Raw genomic sequence first — 20049 nt, forward strand, 5'->3', positions numbered from 1 at the left:
CTGGTTTTTCGATGAGCATCTCGTCCCGCCTGCCGATCGATCCCAGCACCCACCTGCCGAGCATCCACAGTTTCGGCGAGCTGGGCGAGTTCCTGCGCGGCTCGGTTGCCGACGAAGACTGCCGCGAGGTCAGCGAGAGCATGGGCACGCTGGCCACGCATGTGGAGGCCATCGTCGCCAGTCTGCGCCTGACCCGCGAGCGCGATGCCACGGCCCCCCTGCTGATGGACCTGCTCACGGTGCTGCGCAACCACCGCGCGCTGATCATCGCGCTCGGGCCGGCCTGGCGTGGGTTGTATGAATACGCCTCTTACCTCACCACGCTCAACAACTTCCGCGTGCTGATCGGCCAGTGGCTGCTGGAGGGCGATTCGCACAGCGAGACGCTGGGCCTGTCGGCCGAGGACTTCGAGCTGGTGGCCTGGCGCACCCTGGGCGAGGGCATGCTGATGCTGGACATGTACGAGCAGCTCGCGGCCCGCGCCACGCCCGAGGAATCGGCCATGGCCGCGCTGGAGGAACCGCGCGTGGAGCGGGCCCTGGCCTGGTGGCAAAAACTCAGGCTGTGACGTCCGCGCCACAGGCCGGCATGGCCTGTGAGGACTGTTGTGCTACATTTCGCCTCATGCATCACGCAGTCCGTTTTTACTTTTTTGGCTATTTTTGGTTCTCCAACGCCCCGGCGGTTGAGAGATCTGAGCGAGCCTGCAAGTAACAGCGCCACAGAATCTCCCAAAAAACCGCCGGACCCCCGGCGGTTTTTTTATGCCCGATTTCCAATCAAAACCACGACAGCACAGGAGTGAACCGATGAACGCCAAAGCCACCGCCCCCGGCACCGATGCCTGGTATGCGAACCCCGTCGACAAAACCAGCCAGACCGACGACGAACGCATCAAGGACATTACCGTGCTGCCCCCTCCTGAACACCTGATCCGCTTCTTCCCGATCCGCGGCACCGCCGTTGAATCGCTGATCACCGAAACGCGCAAGAACATCCACAACATCATGGCGGCCAAGGACGACCGGCTGCTGGTGGTGATCGGCCCCTGCTCGATCCACGACCCGGCCGCCGCGCTGGACTACGCCCGCCGCCTCAAGGAGGCCCGCGCCAAGCACAGCGGCACGCTGGAGATCGTGATGCGCGTGTATTTCGAGAAGCCGCGCACCACCGTGGGCTGGAAGGGGCTGATCAACGACCCCTACCTGGACGAGAGCTTCCGCATCGACGAGGGCCTGCGCATTGCGCGCCAGCTGCTGATCGAGATCAACCGGCTGGGCCTGCCCGCGGGCAGCGAGTTCCTGGACGTGATCTCGCCCCAGTACATCGGCGACCTGATCAGCTGGGGCGCAATTGGCGCGCGCACCACCGAGAGCCAGGTGCACCGCGAGCTGGCCTCGGGCATCTCGGCGCCCATCGGCTTCAAGAACGGCACCGACGGCAACATCAAGATCGCCACCGACGCGATCCAGGCCGCCGCGCGCGGCCACCACTTCCTGTCGGTGCACAAGAACGGCCAGGTGGCGGTGGTGCAGACCAGCGGCAACAAGGACTGCCACGTGATCCTGCGCGGCGGCAAGGCGCCCAACTACGACGCCGCCAGCGTGGCCGCGGCCTGCAAGGAGCTTGAGGCCGCGAAACTGCCGGCCACGCTGATGGTGGACTGCAGCCACGCCAACAGCAGCAAGCAGCATGAAAAGCAGATCGAGGTGGCGCGCGACATCGCGGCCCAGGTGGCCAGTGGCTCGCACCAGGTGTTCGGCCTGATGGTGGAGAGCCACCTCATGCCGGGCGCCCAGAAGTTCACGCCCGGCAAGGACGAGGCCGGCGCGCTGGAGTACGGCAAGAGCATCACCGACGCCTGCATTGGCTGGGGCGACTCGCTGCAGGTGCTGGACGTGCTGTCGGACGCCGTCAAGGCCCGCCGCGCGCGCAAGTAGGTGCCCGGGCCCGCGGCGGGCGCTGCGGGTTTGACGGGGTTGCGGCGCGCGCCGGCTCGCGGCAAGCTTGCAGGTCTGGAGGCCGACATGCGCAGTGAAGTCACCGTCAAACTCGCCGATGGAGCCGAGCTCCGCTTCGATCTGGATGAAGTGCAGCCCATGCCCCATGACGTGGCGCGCTGGTGGCTGGACGAGCAGTTCACCCGCCTGGGCTGCGAGCCGCTGCGCCCCACGGGCAAGGTGCTGATCGCCGACAAGGTGCTGTGCGTGGCGCAGGCGGCCGGCGGAGCCCAGTTTGCCGAGCCGCAATGGGGTGGCGCCTTTGCCCGCGCCGCCAGCGCCGCGCTGGCCAAGCCCGTGGTGCACGTGGACGTGCGCGAGATGGCCATTTCCTTCTGATTTCAAGCCAAAAGTGCCTGGAGTCCAGGCGGGGCGGCCACTGCGCGCTATTTAATTGGTAGCAATGGGCGCCTGCAGCGCGTCGAGCAGCCGGGCGTGGATGCCGCCAAAGCCGCCGTTGCTCATGCACAGGATGTGATCGCCCGGCTGCGCGGCCGCCACCACCTGTGCCAGCACCGCGTCGATGCTGCCCGCCACCTGGGCACGCGGGCCCAGCGGGGCCAGCGCGGCGGAGGCGTCCCAGTCGAGCCCGCCGCTGTGGCAGAACGCCAGATCGGCCTGCTCCAGGCTCCAGGGCAGCTGGGCCTTCATGGCCCCGAGCTTCATGGTGTTGCTGCGCGGCTCGAACACCGCGAGGATGCGCGCCGCGCCTACCTTGCGCCGCAGCCCGTCGACCGTGGTGCGGATGGCCGTGGGGTGGTGGGCAAAGTCGTCGTAGACGGTGATGCCGTTGACCACGCCGCGCACCTCCATGCGGCGGCGCACATTTTCAAAGCGGCCCAGCGCTTTTGCGGCCTGCGCGGGCGCCACGCCCACATGCTCGGCCGCCGCGATCGCCGCCAGCGCGTTGAGCTGGTTGTGCACGCCGCCCAGTGCCCACTCGACGCGGGCCACGGCCTCGCCGCGCAGCAGCACGTCAAACGCATCGGGCTCGCCCACGGCTGAAAAATCGCTCACGGCCGCGCCAAAGCTGCGCAGCTCGCTCCAGCAGCCCGCGTGCAGCACGCGCTGCAGGCTGTCCTCCAGCCCGTTGACCACCACGCGCCCGGAAGGTGGCACGGTGCGCACCAGGTGATGGAACTGGCGTTCGATGGCGGCCAGGTCGTCAAAGATGTCGGCGTGGTCGAACTCCAGGTTGTTGAGCACGGCCGTGCGCGGGCGGTAATGGACAAACTTGCTGCGCTTGTCGAAAAAGGCGGTGTCGTACTCGTCGGCCTCGATCACGAAGACGCCGGGCCGTCCCGCCGCCGGGCCGCCCCAAGGCGGGACAGCCCCCTCGGGGGGCAGCGAACCACGCGCAGCGGGGAGCGTGGGGGCTCCGAGCCTTGCCGGGCCGCCCCAAGGCGGGACAGCCCCCTCGGGGGGCAGCGAACCACGCGCAGCGGGGAGCGTGGGGGCTCCGAGCCTTGCCGAGACGCCGAAATTCAGCGGCACCCCGCCCACCAGAAAGCCCGGCTGCAGCCCGGCCTGCTCCAGCACCCAGGCCAGCATCGAGGTGGTGGTGGTCTTGCCATGCGTGCCGGCCACGGCCAGCACGTGGCGGCCCTGCAGCACATGCTCGGCCAGCCACTGCGGGCCGCTGGTGTAGGGCGCGCCGGCGTCCAGAATGGCGTCCATCAGCGGGTAGCGGGCCGCGCCGCTGGCGTCGCGGGCGCGCGAGACCACGTTGCCCACCACCCAGACGTCGGGCTTCAACGCCATCTGGGCGGCGTCAAACCCTTCAATGAGTTCAATGCCCAGCGCGCGCAGCTGGTCGCTCATCGGCGGGTACACGCCCGCGTCGCAGCCCGTGACCCTGTGGCCCGCCTCGCGGGCCAGCGCGGCCACGCCGCCCATGAAGGTGCCGCAGATACCGAGGATGTGAATGTGCATGGGGCGTGATTATGTTCCGCCGCCGGGCCGCCCCAAGGCGGAACGCGGCCCCCTTTGGGGGGCAGCGACCCACACGCCGTGGGGGAGCGTGGGGGCCTTATTGGGGAAAACGCTCGCGCAGCTTCATCTTCCAGAATTTGCCGGTGGATGTGCGCGGCACCGCGTCGATGAACTCGTAGCGGTCGGGCAGCTGCCATTTGGCAAAGTGGTGCTGGGCCAGGTGCGCGCCGAGTTCCTCGGGGCTCGCGGCCTGGCCGGGCTTGAGCACCACGCAGGCCAGCGGCCGCTCGCTCCACTTGGGGTCAGGGATGGCGATCACCGCGGCCTCGGCCACGGCGGGGTGGGCCATCAGCGCGTTCTCCAGGTCCACCGAGCTGATCCACTCGCCGCCGGACTTGATCAGGTCCTTGGTGCGGTCGCTGATCTTCACGAAGCCCAGCGCGTCCACCGAGGCGACATCGCCCGTGCGCAGCCAGCCGTCGGGCGTGAACTTCTCGGCCTCGCGCGGCACCTCGTGGTACGAGCCGGTGATGAACGGCCCGCGCACCTGGATCTCGCCCACGCTCTGGCCGTCCCAGGGCTGCGGGCCGTCGTCGCCCTGCACCCGCAGGTCGACCAGCGGCACCGGCACGCCGGCCATGGCGGCGCGCCGGTAGCGCTCGTCCTGGCTGGCGTCGCGCAGCTCGGCGCGAGGGTACGAGATGGTGCACACGGGCGAGGTCTCGGTCATGCCCCAGCCCTGCAGGATCCAGATGCCGTGCTTGTCAAAGGCGCGGATCAGTGCCTCGGGCACGGCCGCGCCGCCCACCAGCGACTTCATGCCGCGCGGCAGCTGCCAGCGGCCCCAGTTGGGGGAGCTGGTGGCCAGGGAGGCGTCGTAGGTCTGGATCAGGCTCATCCAGATGGTGGGCACGCCCAGTGCCAGCGTGGGCGGCTCCTGCTGGATCAGGTCCAGCAGGTCGTCGGGGTGCAGGTGCGGCCCCGGGAACACCTGCTTCACGCCCATCATCACCGCGCCATAGGGCATGCCCCAGCTGTTGGCGTGGAACATGGGCGTGACCGGCATCACCACATCGGTGCCGCGCAGGCCCCAGAAGTCGCCCAGGCTGGCCACCAGGGTGTGCAGGATGGTGGAGCGGTGCGAATAGACCACGCCCTTGGGCCGCCCCGTGGTGCCCGAGGTGTAGCACATGGCCACGGGGTCGTTCTCGTCGTGCGGGGCGTAGGTGAAGCCGTCGGGGTCGGCCGCGGCCAGCAGGGCTTCGTAGTCGTCAAAGCCCGCGGGCACGGGAGCGCCCGAGAACGGGAAGACGATGACTTTCTCGAAGGGGTGCAGGTGGGCAAACTTCTCGTACAGCGGCAGCAGCACGTCGTCCACCACCAGGAAGCGGTCCTTGGCGTCGCCGGCGATCCAGCCGATCTCGTCGGGCGACAGGCGCAGGTTCAGCGTGTGCATCACGCCGCCCGCGGCGGGAATGCCAAAGTAGCACTCCAGGTGCGCATGGTGGTTCCAGCAGAGCGTGGCCACACGGTCGCCCTTGCGCAGGCCGAGCGCCAGCAGGGCGGCCGCCAGCGAGCGCGTGCGGCGGTGGTACTGGGCAAAACTGTGGCGGCGCAGGGACTTGTCGGGCAGGCGGGACACGATCTCGTTGCCGCCAAACAGGGTGCCGGCGCGCTCCAGCAGGTGGTTGAGCGACAGCGGCACGGCCATCATGGTGCTTTTCACAGGCTTGTCTCCTTGTGGGGGTTCTTGGGGACTTTAAGGGCAGCGGGTGGCCCGGGCAATGCACAATCTCCCTCACCATGAACGACGCCAGCACCGAGATCGCCGCCACCGCCGCCCGCATGGTGGTCGAGGAGGGGCTGGAATACGGGCCCGCCAAGCGCCGCGCGGTGCGCCAGCTGGGGCTCCATGGCCGCACCGCGCTGCCCGACAACGACGCCGTGGAAGAGGCGGTGCGGGAATACCTCGACCTGTTCTGCGCCGACACCCAGCCCGGCGAACTGGCCGCGCTGCGCCGCCTGGCGCTGGTCTGGATGGAGCGCATGGCGGACTTCCGGCCCCATCTGGCCGGGGCCGTCTGGCATGGCACTGCGACGCGCTTGTCCGACATTTACATACAGATGTTCTGCGATGACCCCAAATCGGCCGAAATTGCGCTGATTGACCACCAGGTGTCCTATGAACCCCGCACCGTCACGGGCTTTCATGGCGAATCGGTGGAGGCGCTGAGCCTGTCCAGCCCCTGCAAGGAACTGGGTGAAAACATCGGGGTACACCTGATGGTCTACGATCGGGACGATCTGCGTGGCGCGCTCAAGCCCGATGCCCGGGGCCGCACGCCCCGTGGCAGCCTGGCCGCCGTGCGTGCCCTTTTGGAAGCTTCCCCTGATGACGCCTGAGTCGCCGACCTCTGACACCCTTTCTGCCGACCCGGCCGCCGTGGCGCGGCGCCGCTACCTGATGGGCGGTGTCGCGCTCGCGGCCGGCCTGGCCGGTGCGGGCGTGGCCTGGTGGCGCTTCCAGCCGCATGCCGTGGCGCCGGGGGCCGGCGAGGCGCTGTGGCAACTGAGTTTTGATGCGCCCACGGGCCCGCCCCTGGCAATGCAAAGCCTGCAGGGCCGGCCGCTGCTGATCAATTTCTGGGCCACCTGGTGCCCCCCGTGCGTGGAAGAACTCCCGCTATTGGATCGCTTCTATCGTGCAAATTCGGCCAAAGGCTGGCAAGTTCTTGGTTTGGCGATTGACCAACCCACGGCCGTGCGCTCGTTTCTGCAGAAAACCCCGGTCAGTTTTCCGGTAGGATTGGCGGGCTTGACCGGAACCGACCTGGGCCGGAGCCTGGGCAACCTGACGGGCGCCTTGCCCTTCACCGTGGTCCTCGATGCCCGCGGACAAGTGGCCCAGCGCAAGATGGGCAAGGTCTCTCCGGAGGACTTGCAGCAATGGCTGCAAATCGCAGGTTAAGCAGACATAGCCAGAAAAGAAATAAAAAAGCGATCAGTTGGCGATTTTTGATGTAAATTCGCCTTCCCTCGTTTGCAGCCGTTGGAGATAGCATGGATTTGCGCAAACTCAAGACCTTGATCGACCTGGTGTCCGAATCAAACGTCTCCGAACTCGAAATCACGGAAGCCGAAGGCAAGGTCCGCATCGTCAAGGGCGGTGGGGCCATGGTCCAGTCGTATGTGCCGATGCCGGCGCCCGCACCGGCCGGCGCCCCGCAGCCTGTGGCGGCCCCGGCCCCCGTGGTGGCCGAAGCGCCGGCGGGCCACGTGGTCAAGTCGCCCATGGTCGGCACGTTTTACCGGTCCTCCAGCCCCGGAGCCAAGCCGTTTGTCGAGATCGGCAGCCAGGTCAAGCAGGGCGAGACCATCTGCATCATCGAGGCCATGAAGATCCTCAACGAGATCGAGGCCGACAAGACCGGCACCATCGCCCAGATCCTCGGCGAAAACGGCCAGGCCGTCGAATATGGCCAACCGCTTTTCGTGATCGAGTGAGCGGAACGGCAAACCAACAGGTAAGTGCCCACTCATGTTCAAGAAAATTCTGGTCGCCAACCGCGGTGAGATCGCCCTTCGCATCCAGCGTGCCTGCCGGGAACTGGGCGTGCAGGCGGTCATGGTCTACTCCGAGGCCGACCGCGAGGCCAAGTACGTCAAGCTCGCGGAAGAAGCGGTTTGCATCGGCCCCGGGCCGTCGGCCCTGAGCTACCTCAACATGCCGGCCATCATCTCGGCGGCCGAAGTGACCGACGCCGAGGCCATTCACCCCGGCTACGGCTTCCTCAGCGAAAACGCCGGCTTTGCCGAGCGCGTGGAAAAAAGCGGCTTCCAGTTCATCGGCCCCACGCCCGAGTCGATCCGCATCATGGGCGACAAGGTCTCGGCCAAGCAGGCCATGATCAAGGCGGGCGTGCCCTGCGTGCCGGGCTCCGAGGGCGAACTGCCCGACGACCCGGTGCAGATCCGGCGCATTGCGCGCGCGGTGGGCTACCCGGTCATCATCAAGGCCGCGGGCGGCGGTGGCGGGCGCGGCATGCGCGTGGTGCACACCGAGGCCGCGCTGGTCAATGCGGTGCAGATGACCAAGGCCGAAGCGGGAGCCGCCTTCAACAACCCGGCGGTGTACATGGAGAAATTCCTCCAGAACCCGCGGCACATTGAAATCCAGATCCTGGCCGACAAGCACAAGAACGCGGTGTACCTGGGCGAGCGCGACTGCTCCATGCAGCGGCGCCACCAGAAGATCATCGAAGAGGCACCGGCGCCGGGCATCCCGCGCAAGCTGATCGAGAAGATCGGCGAGCGCTGCTCCGCCGCCTGCAAGAAGATCGGCTACCGCGGCGCGGGCACCTTCGAGTTCCTCTATGAAAACGGCGAGTTCTACTTCATCGAGATGAACACCCGCGTGCAGGTGGAGCACCCGGTGACCGAACTGATCACGGGCGTGGACATCGTCAAGACCCAGATCATGGTCGCGGCCGGCGAGAAGCTGCCCTTCACGCAGCGCGACATCCAGATCCGCGGCCATTCGATCGAATGCCGCGTCAACGCCGAGGATCCCTACAAGTTTGTTCCCTCGCCCGGGCGCATCACCATGTGGCACGCGCCCGGCGGGCCCGGTGTGCGGGTGGACTCGCATGTCTACACCAACTACTTCGTGCCGCCGAACTACGACTCGATGATCGGCAAGATCATCGTGCACGGCGACACCCGTGACGAGGCGCTGGCACGGATGCGCACCGCGCTGCTCGAAACCGTGGTCGAGGGCATCAACACCAACATCCCCCTGCACCGCGAACTGATGGTGGACGCCAAGTTCATGGCGGGCGGCACCAACATCCACTACCTGGAAGAGTGGTTGTCGCAGCATAAGAGATGACGGTCCGGGCTGAATGGCATGTTTGAGTTGCGGTTGCTGGCGCCCGAGCAGCGGGTCGAAACGCTGAGCGAGGCGCTGGAAGCGCTGGATGCGCTGAGCGTGTCGGTGGAAGACGCCGACGCCCAGACCGAGGCCGAGCAGGCGCTGTTTGGAGAACCCGGCATGCCACCGCCCAAGGACGGCTGGCAGCGCTCCCGCGTGCTGGCGCTGTTTGCCGAGGAGTCGGCGGCCCGCGAGGCGGCGGCCCTGCTGGAAGCGCAGGACTTTTTTGAAGGCTGCCAGGTGCTGGGCGTGACGCCCGTGCCCGACCAGGACTGGGTGCGGCTCACGCAGTCGCAATTTGCCCCGGTGGAGATCACCCCCGAATTCTGGATCGTGCCGACCTGGCATGAGCCGCCGGCGCAGGCGCGCCAGGTGATCCGGCTGGACCCTGGCCTGGCCTTTGGCACCGGCACTCATCCCACCACGCGCATGTGCCTGCGCTGGATCGCCCGCGAACCCCTGCAAGGCCAGCGCGTGCTGGACTACGGCTGTGGCTCGGGCATCCTGGCCATTGGCGCCGCCAAGCACGGCGCCGCGGACGTGGACGCGGTGGACATCGACGAAGCCGCCGTGGCGTCCACCCACGCCAATGCCGAGGCCAACCAGGTGGTGCTGAAGGCCGGCCTGCCCGACCTGGCCCAGGGCCGCTACCAGACCGTGCTGGCCAACATCCTGGCCACACCGCTGAAGATGCTGGCGCCGCTGCTGTGCGCCCAGGTGGCGCCGGGCGGCGCGCTGGTGCTGGCCGGCATCCTGGAGCGCCAGGCGCAGGAGCTTCAGGAGGCCTACGCGCCGCACTGCCGGCTGGAAGTGGCCGACAGCGAGGACGGCTGGATCCTGATGACCGCGCGGCTCTGACCACGCGGCCTGGCCCCGGGGCGGCCTCTACAATCAGCGGCTCATGAGCCTGATCACACGCTGCCCCGCCTGCGGGACGATGTTCAAAGTCGTTCCCGACCAACTCAGGATTTCTGAAGGCTGGGTGCGTTGCGGCCATTGCGCCGAGGTGTTCGATGCCTCGACCCACATGCAGAGTGATCCGCCGGCAAGGGTTGCCCAGACCCCGCCCCCGGTGGTGGACACCGCCCCCGCGCCGCCTGAATGGTTCGACGAACCCGCGGCGCCGGTGCCGGCCTTCGAGCCCCCGCAGGAACCTCAGGGCCTGGTTGAACCGCCAAGGCGGGCCGAGCCGCCACCCCCGCAAAGCGTTGTGCCCCCCGCCCTGGTGCGCGAAGCGCCGGCTGATGACGCGGACATGGACCTGGCCGGGCGCGAAGAGGAGCATCAGGAGGATGACGACCTCCTGGCCAGCCAGCCGGCGCCCGGCGACACCGCCTTTGATGATGTGCCCTTTGTCCGCCAGGCCCGCCGCAAGGCGTTCTGGCGCCGGCCCCTGGTGCGCGTCAGCCTCGGTCTGCTGAGCCTGCTGCTGCTGGCGGCGCTGGCCGTGCAGGTGGGCGTGCAGGAGCGCGACCGCCTCGCCGAGGCCAACCCGGCCCTCAGGCCCTGGCTGCTGGCATTGTGCGAGCCGCTGCACTGCAGTGTCGGGCCACCGCGCCAGATCGATGCCATCGTGATCGACGCCTCGTCATTCAGCAAATTGCGCGGTGACGCCTACCGCCTGAACTTCACGCTGCGCAACCAGGCGTCCACGGCCATCGCCATGCCCTCGATCGAACTCACCCTGACCGATGGGCAGGACCAGCCCGTGGTGCGCCGCGTGATGGCCCCGGCCGAAATGGGCGCGACCCGGGGCGTGATCCCGGCCTCGGGCGACTGGCAGGGTTCGCTGGCCATGAGCGTGGCGCCCGCGGCCGGCGTGGGCCGCATTGCGGGCTACCGCGTGCTCGCGTTCTACCCCTGATTCAACTTTTCCAACGACAGCAGGATTTATGGCAGCAGTGATTTGTGGCTCTCTGGCCTTTGACAGCATCATGACCTTCGAGGGCCGGTTTTCGGAGCAGATCCTGCCCGACCAACTGCACATCCTCAATGTGTCGTTCCTGGTGCCCGCGCTGCGGCGCGACTTCGGGGGCTGCGCGGGCAACATCGCCTACGCGCTCAAGCTGCTGGGCGGCGCGCCCCTGCCCATGGCCACGGTGGGCAGTGATGGCGCCGACTACCTGCAGCGGCTGCAGACCCTGGGCATCAGCACGGAGTTTGTGCGCCAGGTGGGCGACACGCTGACCGCCCAGGCCATGATCATGACCGACCGCGACAACAACCAGATCACGGCCTTCCACCCCGGCGCCATGATGCAGGCCCACATCACGCAGATCACGGCGCGCGACGACATCAAGCTGGGCATCATCTCGCCAGACGGGCGTGACGCCATGCTGCAGCATGCCGACCAGTTCAAGGCCGCGGGCATTCCGTTTGTGTTCGACCCCGGCCAGGGGCTGCCCATGTTTGATGGCGCCGAGCTGGCCCGGTTCGTGGACCTGGCGACCTGGGTCACGGTCAACGACTACGAGGGCAAGATGCTCAGCGAGCGCACGGGTCTGGACAGCGCGGCGATTTCGCGCCGCGTCCAGGGCCTGGTCGTGACGCTGGGCGCCGAGGGCTGCGAGGTCTGGGTCGATGGCGAGAAGACGCTGGTGCCGCCGGTCAGGGCCACCGAGGTGGTGGACCCCACGGGCTGCGGCGACGCCTGGCGCGGTGCCTTGCTGTTTGGCCTGGAGCAGGGCTGGAGCCTGGCGCGCTGCGCCGAGCTGGGCAACCGCGTGGGCGCGCTCAAGATCGCCAGCCGCGGGCCCCAGAACTACCGCATCGACCCGGCCTGAGTCGGGCCCCGCGCGCGGGGCTCAGCCGCGCGCCAGCGTGACCCCGCCGTCCACGGCAAAGGTCTGGCCGACCACGTAGTCGCCGGCGCGCGAGGCCAGGTAGATCGCGATGCCGGCCATGTCGTCGTCGGTGCCGATGCGCCCGGCCGGAATGCGGCCCGCCACTTCGTCGGCATGGTCGCGCGCATCCTTGTTCATTTCGGAGGCAAACGCGCCCGGCGCAATGCCGCTGACCATGATGTTGTCCTGCACCAGCCGCAGCGACATGCGCTTGGTCAGGTGGATCAGGCCGGCCTTGCTGGCCGCGTACGAGTAGGTTTCCCAGGGGTTGACCGACATGCCGTCGATCGACGCGATGTTGATCACCTTGGCGGGCCGGCTCTTGCCGGCCTGGGTGAGCAGGCCATGCAGCGCCTGGGTCAGGAAGAAGGGCGTCTTGACGTTCAGGTCCATGACCTTGTCCCAGCCCTTTTCGGGGAAGGTTTCAAAGGCCTCGCCCCAGGCGGCGCCGGCGTTGTTGACCAGGATGTCCAGCGCCGGCACCTGGCCCGCGAGCGCCGTGGCCAGCTTCTGCGCGCCCGCCACGGTGGACACGTCGGCGGGCATGGAAATGCAGGTGCCCAGCGACGACAGCTCGGCGGCGGTGGCATCGCAGGCGGCGGCCTTGCGCGCGGTGATGTAGACGGTGGCGCCCTGCTTGAGGAAGCCGGCGGCAATCATGCGGCCGATGCCGCGGGACCCGCCGGTGACCAGCGCGGTGCGGCCTTGCAGGGAAAAGAGATCGTTCATGGTGGGGCTCCAGTGGGTTGCAGGCCAAAGGGTAGCGCCGCTGCCGCCGGGCGCCAATCACCTGCATGACAGCGCGGGGCCGCCGGCCGCCCCCTGTTCATGCGGCGCCCGCGGCGCTACGATGCCATTCGGGCGCGGTGGTCCGCCCCAGGAGGTCAACATGCAACGGAGATTTGTGGCGCTGGGCCTGGGCGGGCTGGTCATGGCGGGCCTGCTGGCCTCGTGTGCGTCGCCACCGGCCGACCACGCGCAGAGCCCGCTGCTCGCGGCCCGCAAGGCCATGGGCGGGGAAGCGGTGCAGACCCTGCGCTACACGGCCAGTGGCACCGGTGCCTCGCTGGGGCAAGCCTGGCTGCCCGGCATGGCCTGGCCCCGCACCGAGATCAGCAGCTACACCCGCTTTGTTGACTACGCCCACGCCGCGCTGCGCGAGGACGTGGTGCGCAGCCGCGCCGAGGCCACCGGGGGCGGGGCCTTGCCGCTGATGGGGCAGGGCGTGCAGCGCACCAGCGGCCTGCTGCGCGGCCCGTATGCCTGGAATCTGGTGGGCGCCACGGCCGTGGCCGCGCCGGTGGCCCTGGACAGCCGCATCCATGACCTGTGGACCACGCCCCATGGCGTGATCGAGGCGGCCCTGCGCAACAAGGCCGTGATGCGCAACGAGGCCGGCACGCCGGCGTTTTCATTCAATGTGCCCGGGCAGTTCAGCGCCACCTTCTACCTTGACGCGCAGGGGCTGGTGGAGCGCGTGGATTCGGTGCTGCCCAACCCGGTGCTGGGCGACATGCGCAGCACCACGGTCTATTCGGAGTACCGCGATTTTGGCGGCGTCAGGTTTCCCGGCCGCATCCGCCAGAGCCAGGGCGGCTTTCCGGTGCTGGATCTCATCGTCTCCGACGTCCGGGTCAACCTGCAGGACGAGCTGACCGTGCCCGCGGCGGTGCTGGACGCGACCGAGCGCGTGGACGCCCAGAGCGCCGCGCCCGGTGTCTGGTTTCTGGGCGGAGGCTCGCACAACAGTGTGCTGATCGAGATGAAGGACTACCTGGTCCTGGTGGAAAGCCCCTTGTATGACGGGCGGGCCGAAGCGGTGCTGGCCGAAGTCCGCCGGCTGGCCCCGGGCAAGGAGCTGCGCTACGTCATCAACTCGCACCACCACTTCGACCATTCGGGCGGCCTGCGCGCCGCGGCGGCGCAGGGGGCGACGCTGATCACCAGCGAGCAGGCCCGGCTCTGGTTTGAGCGCGTGCTGGCGAACCCCAATGCGATCAAGCCCGATGCGCTCGCGCTTTCGGGCAAGAAGGTGGCGCTGCTGGGCGTGAACGGCCAGCGCAGCCTCAGCGATGGCGAGCGCACGCTGGACATCTTCATGATCGAGGACAGCGCCCACGCCCAGGGCTTCATGATGGTTCACCTGCCGCGCGAGCGCCTGCTGATCGAGGCGGACGCCTACACCCCCGGGCCACCGGGCGCGCCACCGCCGGCCGTGCCCAATGCCAACCAGGTCAACCTGGTGCAGAACATCGAGCGCCTGAACCTGCAGGTCGACCGCCTGCTGCCGCTGCATGGCCGCATGGTGCCGCTGTCGGAGCTGCATGCGGCCATCGGCCGCAGGCCCTGAAGCGGGCGCTGGCGGCTCCAGGGCCGGGGTTCTGAGTCAAAAAGGCCTGGAGTCCAGGCAGGGCGGCCACTGTGTGCTACCAAAAGCGTAGCAAACGGGCAGCTACATGTTGCGCCGGTACTGCCCGCCCACCTCAAACAGCGCGTTGGTGATCTGGCCCAGCGAGCACACGCGCACCGCGTCCATCAGCACTTCAAAGACGTTGTCGTTGGCCATCACGGCCTGCCGCAGCTTGCCGAGCATGGCGGGCGCGCTGTCAGCGTGGCGCGCGTGGAAGTCCTGCAGGCGCCTGAGCTGGCTCTGCTTCTCGTCGTCGGTGGAGCGGGCCAGTTCCAGCTTGTCCAGCACCGGGTCGCCATGCGGGTTGCGGAAGGTGTTGACGCCCACAATGGGCAGCTCGCCCGTGTGCTTGAGCATCTCGTAGTGCATGGACTCGTCCTGGATGCGGCCGCGCTGGTAGCCCGTTTCCATGGCGCCCAGCACGCCGCCGCGCTCGGCAATGCGCTCGAACTCGGCCAGCACCGCTTCTTCGACCAGCTCGGTCAGCTCCTCGATGATGAAGGCGCCCTGTGACGGGTTTTCGTTCCTGGCCAGCCCCCATTCGCGGTTGATGATCAGCTGGATGGCCATGGCGCGGCGCACCGAGTCCTCGGTGGGCGTGGTGATGGCCTCGTCGAACGCATTGGTGTGCAGGCTGTTGCAGTTGTCGTAGATCGCGATCAGCGCCTGCAGCGTGGTGCGGATGTCGTTGAACTGGATCTCCTGCGCGTGCAGGCTGCGGCCGCTGGTCTGGATGTGGTACTTGAGCTTCTGGCTGCGCTCGTTGGCGCCATATTTTTCCTTCATGGCCACGGCCCAGATGCGGCGCGCCACGCGGCCCATCACCGTGTACTCCGGGTCCATGCCGTTGCTGAAGAAAAAGCTCAGGTTGGGCGCGAAGTCGTCAATGTGCATGCCGCGCGCCAGGTAGGCCTCCACAAAGGTGAAGCCGTTGGACAGCGTGAACGCGAGCTGGCTGATCGGGTTGGCGCCGGCTTCGGCGATGTGGTAGCCGCTGATCGACACGCTGTAGAAGTTGCGCACGTTGTGGTGCACGAAGTACTGGGCGATGTCGCCCATGACCTTGAGGCTGAACTCGGTGGAGAAGATGCAGGTGTTCTGGCCCTGGTCTTCCTTCAGGATGTCGGCCTGCACCGTGCCGCGCACATTGGCCAGCACCCATTCACGGATCTTGGCGGCCTCGGTGTCGGTGGGTTCGCGGCCGTTCTCGGCCTTGAACTTGTCCAGGTTCTGGTCGATGGCGGTGTTCATGAACATGGCCAGAATCGACGGCGCCGGGCCGTTGATGGTCATGCTCACGCTGGTGCTGGGGCTGCACAGGTCAAAGCCGCCGTACAGCACCTTCATGTCGTCCAGCGTGGCAATGCTCACGCCGCTGTTGCCGACCTTGCCGTAGATGTCGGGCCGCAGGTCGGGGTCGTTGCCGTACAGCGTGACCGAGTCGAACGCGGTGGACAGGCGCTTGGCCGGCATGCCCTCGCTGAGCAGCCGGAAGCGCTTGTTGGTGCGGAACGGGTCGCCTTCGCCCGCGAACATGCGCGTGGGGTCCTCGCCCTCGCGCTTGAAGGCAAAGGTGCCGGCGGTGTAGGGGTAGCTGCCGGGCACGTTGTCCAGCATCAGCCACTTGAGGATCTCGCCATGGTCCTCGTACTGCGGCAGGGCGACCTTGCGGATGGTGGTGCCGCTGAGCGATTGGGTGGTGAGCGCGGTGCGGATTTCCTTGTCGCGGATTTTCACCACGTACTCGTCGCCCGCGTAGGCCTTCTGCATCTCGGGCCACTGGGCCAGCAGCTTTTTCTCGGCGGGGCCGACATGGGCCTCGCGCTGCCGGGCCAGCTCGTCCAGCGCCTTGACGGCGTTTTCCTTTTGCGGCGCGGCGGCCTGCAGCATGCGCATGGATTCGCGCAGCTGCTGGGTCTCGCGCGCCAGCACGGCCTGCGCGCGCGCGCGCCGCTTGTAGCCGCGCACGGTGTCGCTGATCTCGGCCAGGTAGCGGGTGCGGGCCGCGGGCACCACCGGAGTCTGGTTGGTGCTGTGGCGCACCGCGACCTGCGGCAGGCTGCCGTTCTTGAGCGCCAGGCCCAGACCGGCCAGCCGGCCCTTGAGCGCCTGGTACAGCGCGGTCACGCCGTCGTCGTTGAAGCGCGCGGCCATGGTGCCGAACACCGGCATGGTGTCGGGGCTCTGGCTCCAGGCCTCCTTGTTGCGCTGCACCTGCTTGGACACATCGCGCAGCGCGTCAAGCGCACCCTTGCGGTCGAACTTGTTGATGGCGATGAACTCGGCAAAGTCCAGCATGTCGATCTTCTCGAGCTGGCTGGCGGCGCCGAACTCGGGTGTCATCACATACATGGGCACGTCCACATGCGGCACGATGGCGGCGTCGCCCTGGCCAATGCCCGAGGTTTCCACCACGATCAGGTCAAAGCCCGCCACCTTGCAGCTGGCGATCACGTCGGGCAGCGCGGCGGAGATCTCGCTGCCAAAGTCGCGCGTGGCCAGCGAGCGCATGTAAACGCGCGGGCCGTTGTTCCACGGGCCGATGGCGTTCATGCGGATGCGGTCGCCCAGCAGGGCGCCGCCGCTCTTGCGGCGCGACGGGTCGATGGAAATCACGGCCACGCGCAGTGCGTCGCCCTGGTCCAGCCGCAGGCGGCGGATCAGCTCGTCGGTCAGCGAGGACTTGCCCGCGCCGCCCGTGCCCGTGATGCCCAGCACCGGCACCCGCTGCGATGCGGCCTGCCGGCGGATGTCGGCAACCAGCGGGGCATCAGCGCTCCCGTTTTCCAGCGCGGTGATGAGCTGGGCCAGCGCGCGCCAGCTCATTTCACCGTGGCCCTGGATGGCTTCCAGCTTGTGGGGTGCGTAGCCGGTCAGGTCCTTGTCGCAGCGCATCACCATCTCGCCGATCATGCCGGCCAGGCCCATGCGCTGGCCGTCCTCGGGGCTGTAGATGCGGGTCACGCCATAGGCCTGCAGCTCGCGGATCTCGGGCGGCACGATCACGCCGCCGCCGCCACCAAACACCTGGATGTGCTCGCCGCCGCGCGCCTTGAGCAGGTCCACCATGTACTTGAAGTACTCCACATGGCCGCCCTGGTAGCTGCTGATGGCGATGCCCTGGGCGTCTTCCTGCAGGGCGGCCGTGACCACTTCATCGACGCTGCGGTTGTGGCCCAGGTGGATGACCTCGGCGCCCATGCCCTGCAGGATGCGGCGCATGATGTTGATGGCCGCGTCATGCCCGTCAAACAGGCTGGCCGCGGTGACAAAGCGCACCTTGTGCGTGGGGCGGTAGTTGGCGAGCGCCTTGAATTCGGCGGACAGATCGGTCATGGTTCTTGTCTCCAGCCCCGGCTTGCAGGATGTGGGGTTCGTTGACGTTTACGTAAACGTCAATCTTAGCGATTTTCTGGCAAATGAAAAGCGCCTTTCAGCGGCGGAAAATGTCCCCACAATGACATTGACGCCACGCCTACACTGGGCGCGGCCCGCCAGGAGAACTCATGCAACCGATCCAGCTATTCGACCCCGCGTCCAGCACCTACACCTACGTGCTGCACGACGAGGCCACGCGCGAGGCGCTGATCATCGACCCGGTGGACGAGCAGCTGGAACGCGACCTCGGCGTCCTGCGCCAGCACGGGCTCAAGCTGGTCTGGACCGTCGAGACCCATGCCCATGCCGACCACATCACCAGCGCCGGCCATCTGGCCGAGCACGCAGGCGCTCGCACGGCCGCGCCGCAGGGCTGCGGCATCACCACGGCCGCCGTGCAGCTGGCAGACGGCGACGTGCTGCGCTTCGGGCAGGAGCAGATACGGGCGCTGCACACGCCGGGCCACACCTCGGGCAGCATGAGCTTTCTCTGGCGCGACCATGTTTTCACCGGGGACACCCTGCTGATCAACGGCTGCGGCCGCACGGACTTTCAGTCGGGCAGCGCCCAGGACCTGTACCGCAGCCTCACCGAGGTGCTGTTTGCCCTGCCGGAGGGCACCACGGTCTGGCCCGGCCACGACTACCAGGGCCGCAGCCACACCACCATCGGCGCCGAGAAAGCCGGCAATGCCCGTGTGGCCGGCAAGACGCTGGCAGAATTCGAGCAGACCATGAATGATTTGAACCTGCCCAAACCCCGGCGCCTCGACGAGGCCGTGCCCGCCAACCTCACGTCCGGCCTGCGCCATGACGCGGGCGGCGGCGCGTCGCTGGCCGTGCAGCCGGCCCAGGGCTACGCGGGCGATGTGTCGCCCGAGCTGGCCTGCCAATGGTGGCAGGCCGGTGACGCTGTGCTGGTGGATGTGCGCACCGATGCCGAGCGCGAATGGGTCGGCTTTGTGCCGGGCGCCGTGCCGCTGGCCTGGAAGCAGTGGCCCGGCATGGCGATGAACCCTGATTTCGATGCGGGGCTGAAGGCCGCCGTGCCACCGGGCGGCAAGGCCTTGCTGCTGTGCCGCAGCGGTGTGCGCTCGATTGCCGCCGCCAAGCGCGCCACCGAGCTGGGCATCGAGGCCTACAACATCCTCGAAGGCTTCGAGGGCGACCCGGACAACCATGCGCAGCGCGGCCACAAGGGGGGCTGGCGCTTTCGGGGCCTGCCCTGGCGCCAGGGCTGAAGCCGCCCGTTCCTTTCCAAACCCCGTTTCTCACTGAAAGCGATCTTGCCTCATGGCCGTGAACCTGCCTTCTCCCCTTGCCACCGACCTGCATGCCGTGGCGGGCCTGCGCATTGGCGTTGCCGAGGCCGGCATCCGCAAGGCCAACCGCAAGGACCTGACGGTTGTCCTGATTGACGAGGGCGCCTCGGTGGCGGGCGTGTTCACGCGCAACCGCTTCTGCGCGGCGCCGGTGCAGGTGTGCCGCGAACATCTTGCGGCGGGCCAGGGCATCCGCGCGATGGTGATCAACACCGGCAACGCCAATGCCGGGACGGGTGACGACGGGCTGGTGCGCGCGCGCTCCACCTGCATCGCGCTGGCGCGCCACCTGAACCTGTCGCCCGAACAGATCCTGCCGTTTTCCACCGGCGTGATCATGGAGCCGCTGCCCACGGACCGCATCGAGGCCGGGCTGCCGGCGGCCGTGGCCGATGCCCGCGCCGACCACTGGCTGCGTGCGGCCGAGGGCATCATGACCACCGACACCGTGCCCAAGGCCTTCAGCGCGCAGGTCACGCTCGATGGCGTGCCCGTGACCATCACCGGCATCAGCAAGGGCGCGGGCATGATCCGCCCCAACATGGCGACCATGCTGGGGTTCATGGCGACCGATGCCGCGGTTGCGCCCGCGCTCATGCAGCAACTGGCCACCGAACTGGCCGAGGGCTCGTTCAACCGCGTCACGGTGGATGGCGACACGTCCACCAACGACTCCTTCGTGGTGATCGCCACCGGCAAGGCGGCCAATGCCCCCGTCAGGTCGCTGGACAGCGCGGCGGGCCAGGCGCTGAAGGCGGCCATGCTCGATGTGGCGCGGCGCCTGGCCCAGGCCATCGTGCGCGACGGCGAGGGCGCCACCAAGTTCATCACCATCCGCGTCGAGGGCGGCCAGACCGGCGAGGAATGCCGCAAGGTGGCCTACGCCATCGCGCACTCGCCGCTGGTCAAGACGGCCTTCTTCGCCAGCGACCCCAACCTCGGGCGCATCCTGGCCGCGGTGGGCTATGCCGGCATCGACGATCTGGACCAGACCGGCATCGACCTGTACCTGGACGATGTGCATGTCGCGGTCAAGGGCGGGCGCAACCCGGCCTACCGCGAGGAAGACGGCCAGCGCGTGATGAAGCAAAGCGAGATCACGGTGCGCGTGAACCTGGGGCGAGGCGGGGCCGTGGACACCGTCTGGACCTGCGACTTCAGCCACGAGTACGTGACCATCAACGCCGACTACAGGTCATGACCCACCCCCCAGGCACCTGCGGCGATGCGCCC

The 20049-nt window shown here is 68.0% G+C and carries 17 protein-coding genes; 13 read left to right on the plus strand and 4 right to left on the minus strand.

What is annotated here, in order from left to right:
* Positions 1–11: 11 nt before the first annotated feature.
* The 3 genes from KF796_07460 (at position 12) to KF796_07470 (ending at position 2340) form a co-directional block, all read left to right on the plus strand.
* A complete protein-coding gene (locus KF796_07460) occupies positions 12–569 on the plus strand; it encodes a hypothetical protein (protein ID MBX3586465.1) in 558 nt (185 codons plus the stop codon).
* A 241-nt stretch (positions 570–810) separates the two neighbouring features.
* The gene (locus KF796_07465; GenBank protein MBX3586466.1) at positions 811–1941 is read left to right on the plus strand and encodes a 3-deoxy-7-phosphoheptulonate synthase; all 1131 of its coding nucleotides are present in this window, start codon (positions 811–813) and stop codon (positions 1939–1941) included.
* Between the two features lie 87 nt (positions 1942–2028).
* Positions 2029–2340: a hypothetical protein gene (locus tag KF796_07470; GenBank protein MBX3586467.1), complete on the plus strand. Its 312-nt coding sequence runs from the start codon at positions 2029–2031 to the stop codon at positions 2338–2340.
* A 51-nt stretch (positions 2341–2391) separates the two neighbouring features.
* Here the strand turns inward: KF796_07470 and mpl are convergent, their stop codons facing one another.
* Both mpl and KF796_07480 read right to left on the minus strand, forming a co-directional pair.
* Positions 2392–3933, minus strand: a complete 1542-nt coding sequence (gene mpl, locus KF796_07475) for a UDP-N-acetylmuramate:L-alanyl-gamma-D-glutamyl-meso-diaminopimelate ligase (GenBank protein ID MBX3586468.1) — start codon at positions 3931–3933, stop codon at positions 2392–2394.
* Positions 3934–4030: 97 nt separating this feature from the next.
* Positions 4031–5647, minus strand: a complete 1617-nt coding sequence (locus KF796_07480; protein MBX3586469.1) for a long-chain fatty acid--CoA ligase — start codon at positions 5645–5647, stop codon at positions 4031–4033.
* 89 nt (positions 5648–5736) lie between these two features.
* Between KF796_07480 and KF796_07485 the strand changes: the two genes are divergently transcribed.
* The 7 genes from KF796_07485 to KF796_07515 all read left to right on the plus strand — a co-directional run bounded on the left by KF796_07485 (position 5737) and on the right by KF796_07515 (position 11646).
* Entirely contained in the window at positions 5737–6336 is a 600-nt protein-coding gene (locus KF796_07485; protein MBX3586470.1) for a hypothetical protein, read from the plus strand.
* Entirely contained in the window at positions 6326–6901 is a 576-nt protein-coding gene (locus KF796_07490; protein ID MBX3586471.1) for a TlpA family protein disulfide reductase, read from the plus strand. The genes KF796_07485 and KF796_07490 overlap by 11 nt, the downstream gene beginning before the upstream one ends.
* A 92-nt stretch (positions 6902–6993) precedes the next feature.
* Complete coding sequence (locus tag KF796_07495) at positions 6994–7437, plus strand: acetyl-CoA carboxylase biotin carboxyl carrier protein (GenBank protein ID MBX3586472.1); 444 nt, start codon at positions 6994–6996, stop codon at positions 7435–7437.
* Positions 7438–7471: 34 nt separating this feature from the next.
* The gene (gene accC, locus KF796_07500; protein ID MBX3586473.1) at positions 7472–8821 is read left to right on the plus strand and encodes an acetyl-CoA carboxylase biotin carboxylase subunit; all 1350 of its coding nucleotides are present in this window, start codon (positions 7472–7474) and stop codon (positions 8819–8821) included.
* Between the two features lie 18 nt (positions 8822–8839).
* The gene (prmA, locus tag KF796_07505) at positions 8840–9721 is read left to right on the plus strand and encodes a 50S ribosomal protein L11 methyltransferase (protein MBX3586474.1); all 882 of its coding nucleotides are present in this window, start codon (positions 8840–8842) and stop codon (positions 9719–9721) included.
* A 43-nt stretch (positions 9722–9764) separates the two neighbouring features.
* Positions 9765–10727 (plus strand): DUF3426 domain-containing protein, encoded by a 963-nt coding sequence (locus KF796_07510; GenBank protein ID MBX3586475.1) that lies wholly within the window; start codon positions 9765–9767, stop codon positions 10725–10727.
* Between the two features lie 28 nt (positions 10728–10755).
* On the plus strand, positions 10756–11646 hold the full coding sequence (locus tag KF796_07515; GenBank protein MBX3586476.1) for a carbohydrate kinase family protein: 891 nt from the start codon (positions 10756–10758) through the stop codon (positions 11644–11646).
* Between the two features lie 21 nt (positions 11647–11667).
* Here KF796_07515 and KF796_07520 read toward each other — a convergent pair whose 3' ends face one another.
* Positions 11668–12435 carry an SDR family oxidoreductase gene (locus KF796_07520; GenBank protein ID MBX3586477.1) on the minus strand — a complete coding sequence of 256 codons (768 nt, stop codon included), beginning with the start codon at positions 12433–12435 and terminating at the stop codon, positions 11668–11670.
* Positions 12436–12595: 160 nt separating this feature from the next.
* Between KF796_07520 and KF796_07525 the strand changes: the two genes are divergently transcribed.
* Entirely contained in the window at positions 12596–14056 is a 1461-nt protein-coding gene (locus tag KF796_07525) for an MBL fold metallo-hydrolase (protein ID MBX3586478.1), read from the plus strand.
* A 102-nt stretch (positions 14057–14158) separates the two neighbouring features.
* On the opposite strand, the gene KF796_07530 is transcribed toward KF796_07525, so the two are convergent.
* Positions 14159–17452, minus strand: coding sequence for a cobalamin-dependent protein (locus tag KF796_07530; GenBank protein MBX3586479.1), 3294 nt, complete (start codon positions 17450–17452; stop codon positions 14159–14161).
* Positions 17453–17622: 170 nt separating this feature from the next.
* On the opposite strand from KF796_07530, the gene KF796_07535 reads away from it, so the two are divergent.
* Together KF796_07535 and argJ are read left to right on the plus strand one after the other, a co-directional pair.
* The gene (locus KF796_07535; protein MBX3586480.1) at positions 17623–18735 is read left to right on the plus strand and encodes an MBL fold metallo-hydrolase; all 1113 of its coding nucleotides are present in this window, start codon (positions 17623–17625) and stop codon (positions 18733–18735) included.
* 52 nt (positions 18736–18787) lie between these two features.
* Positions 18788–20017 carry a bifunctional glutamate N-acetyltransferase/amino-acid acetyltransferase ArgJ gene (argJ, locus tag KF796_07540; GenBank protein ID MBX3586481.1) on the plus strand — a complete coding sequence of 410 codons (1230 nt, stop codon included), beginning with the start codon at positions 18788–18790 and terminating at the stop codon, positions 20015–20017.
* Positions 20018–20049 lie beyond the last annotated feature (32 nt).

The sequence above is a fragment of the Ramlibacter sp. genome (assembly GCA_019635435.1).
GTDB lineage: Bacteria > Pseudomonadota > Gammaproteobacteria > Burkholderiales > Burkholderiaceae_C > JAHBZM01.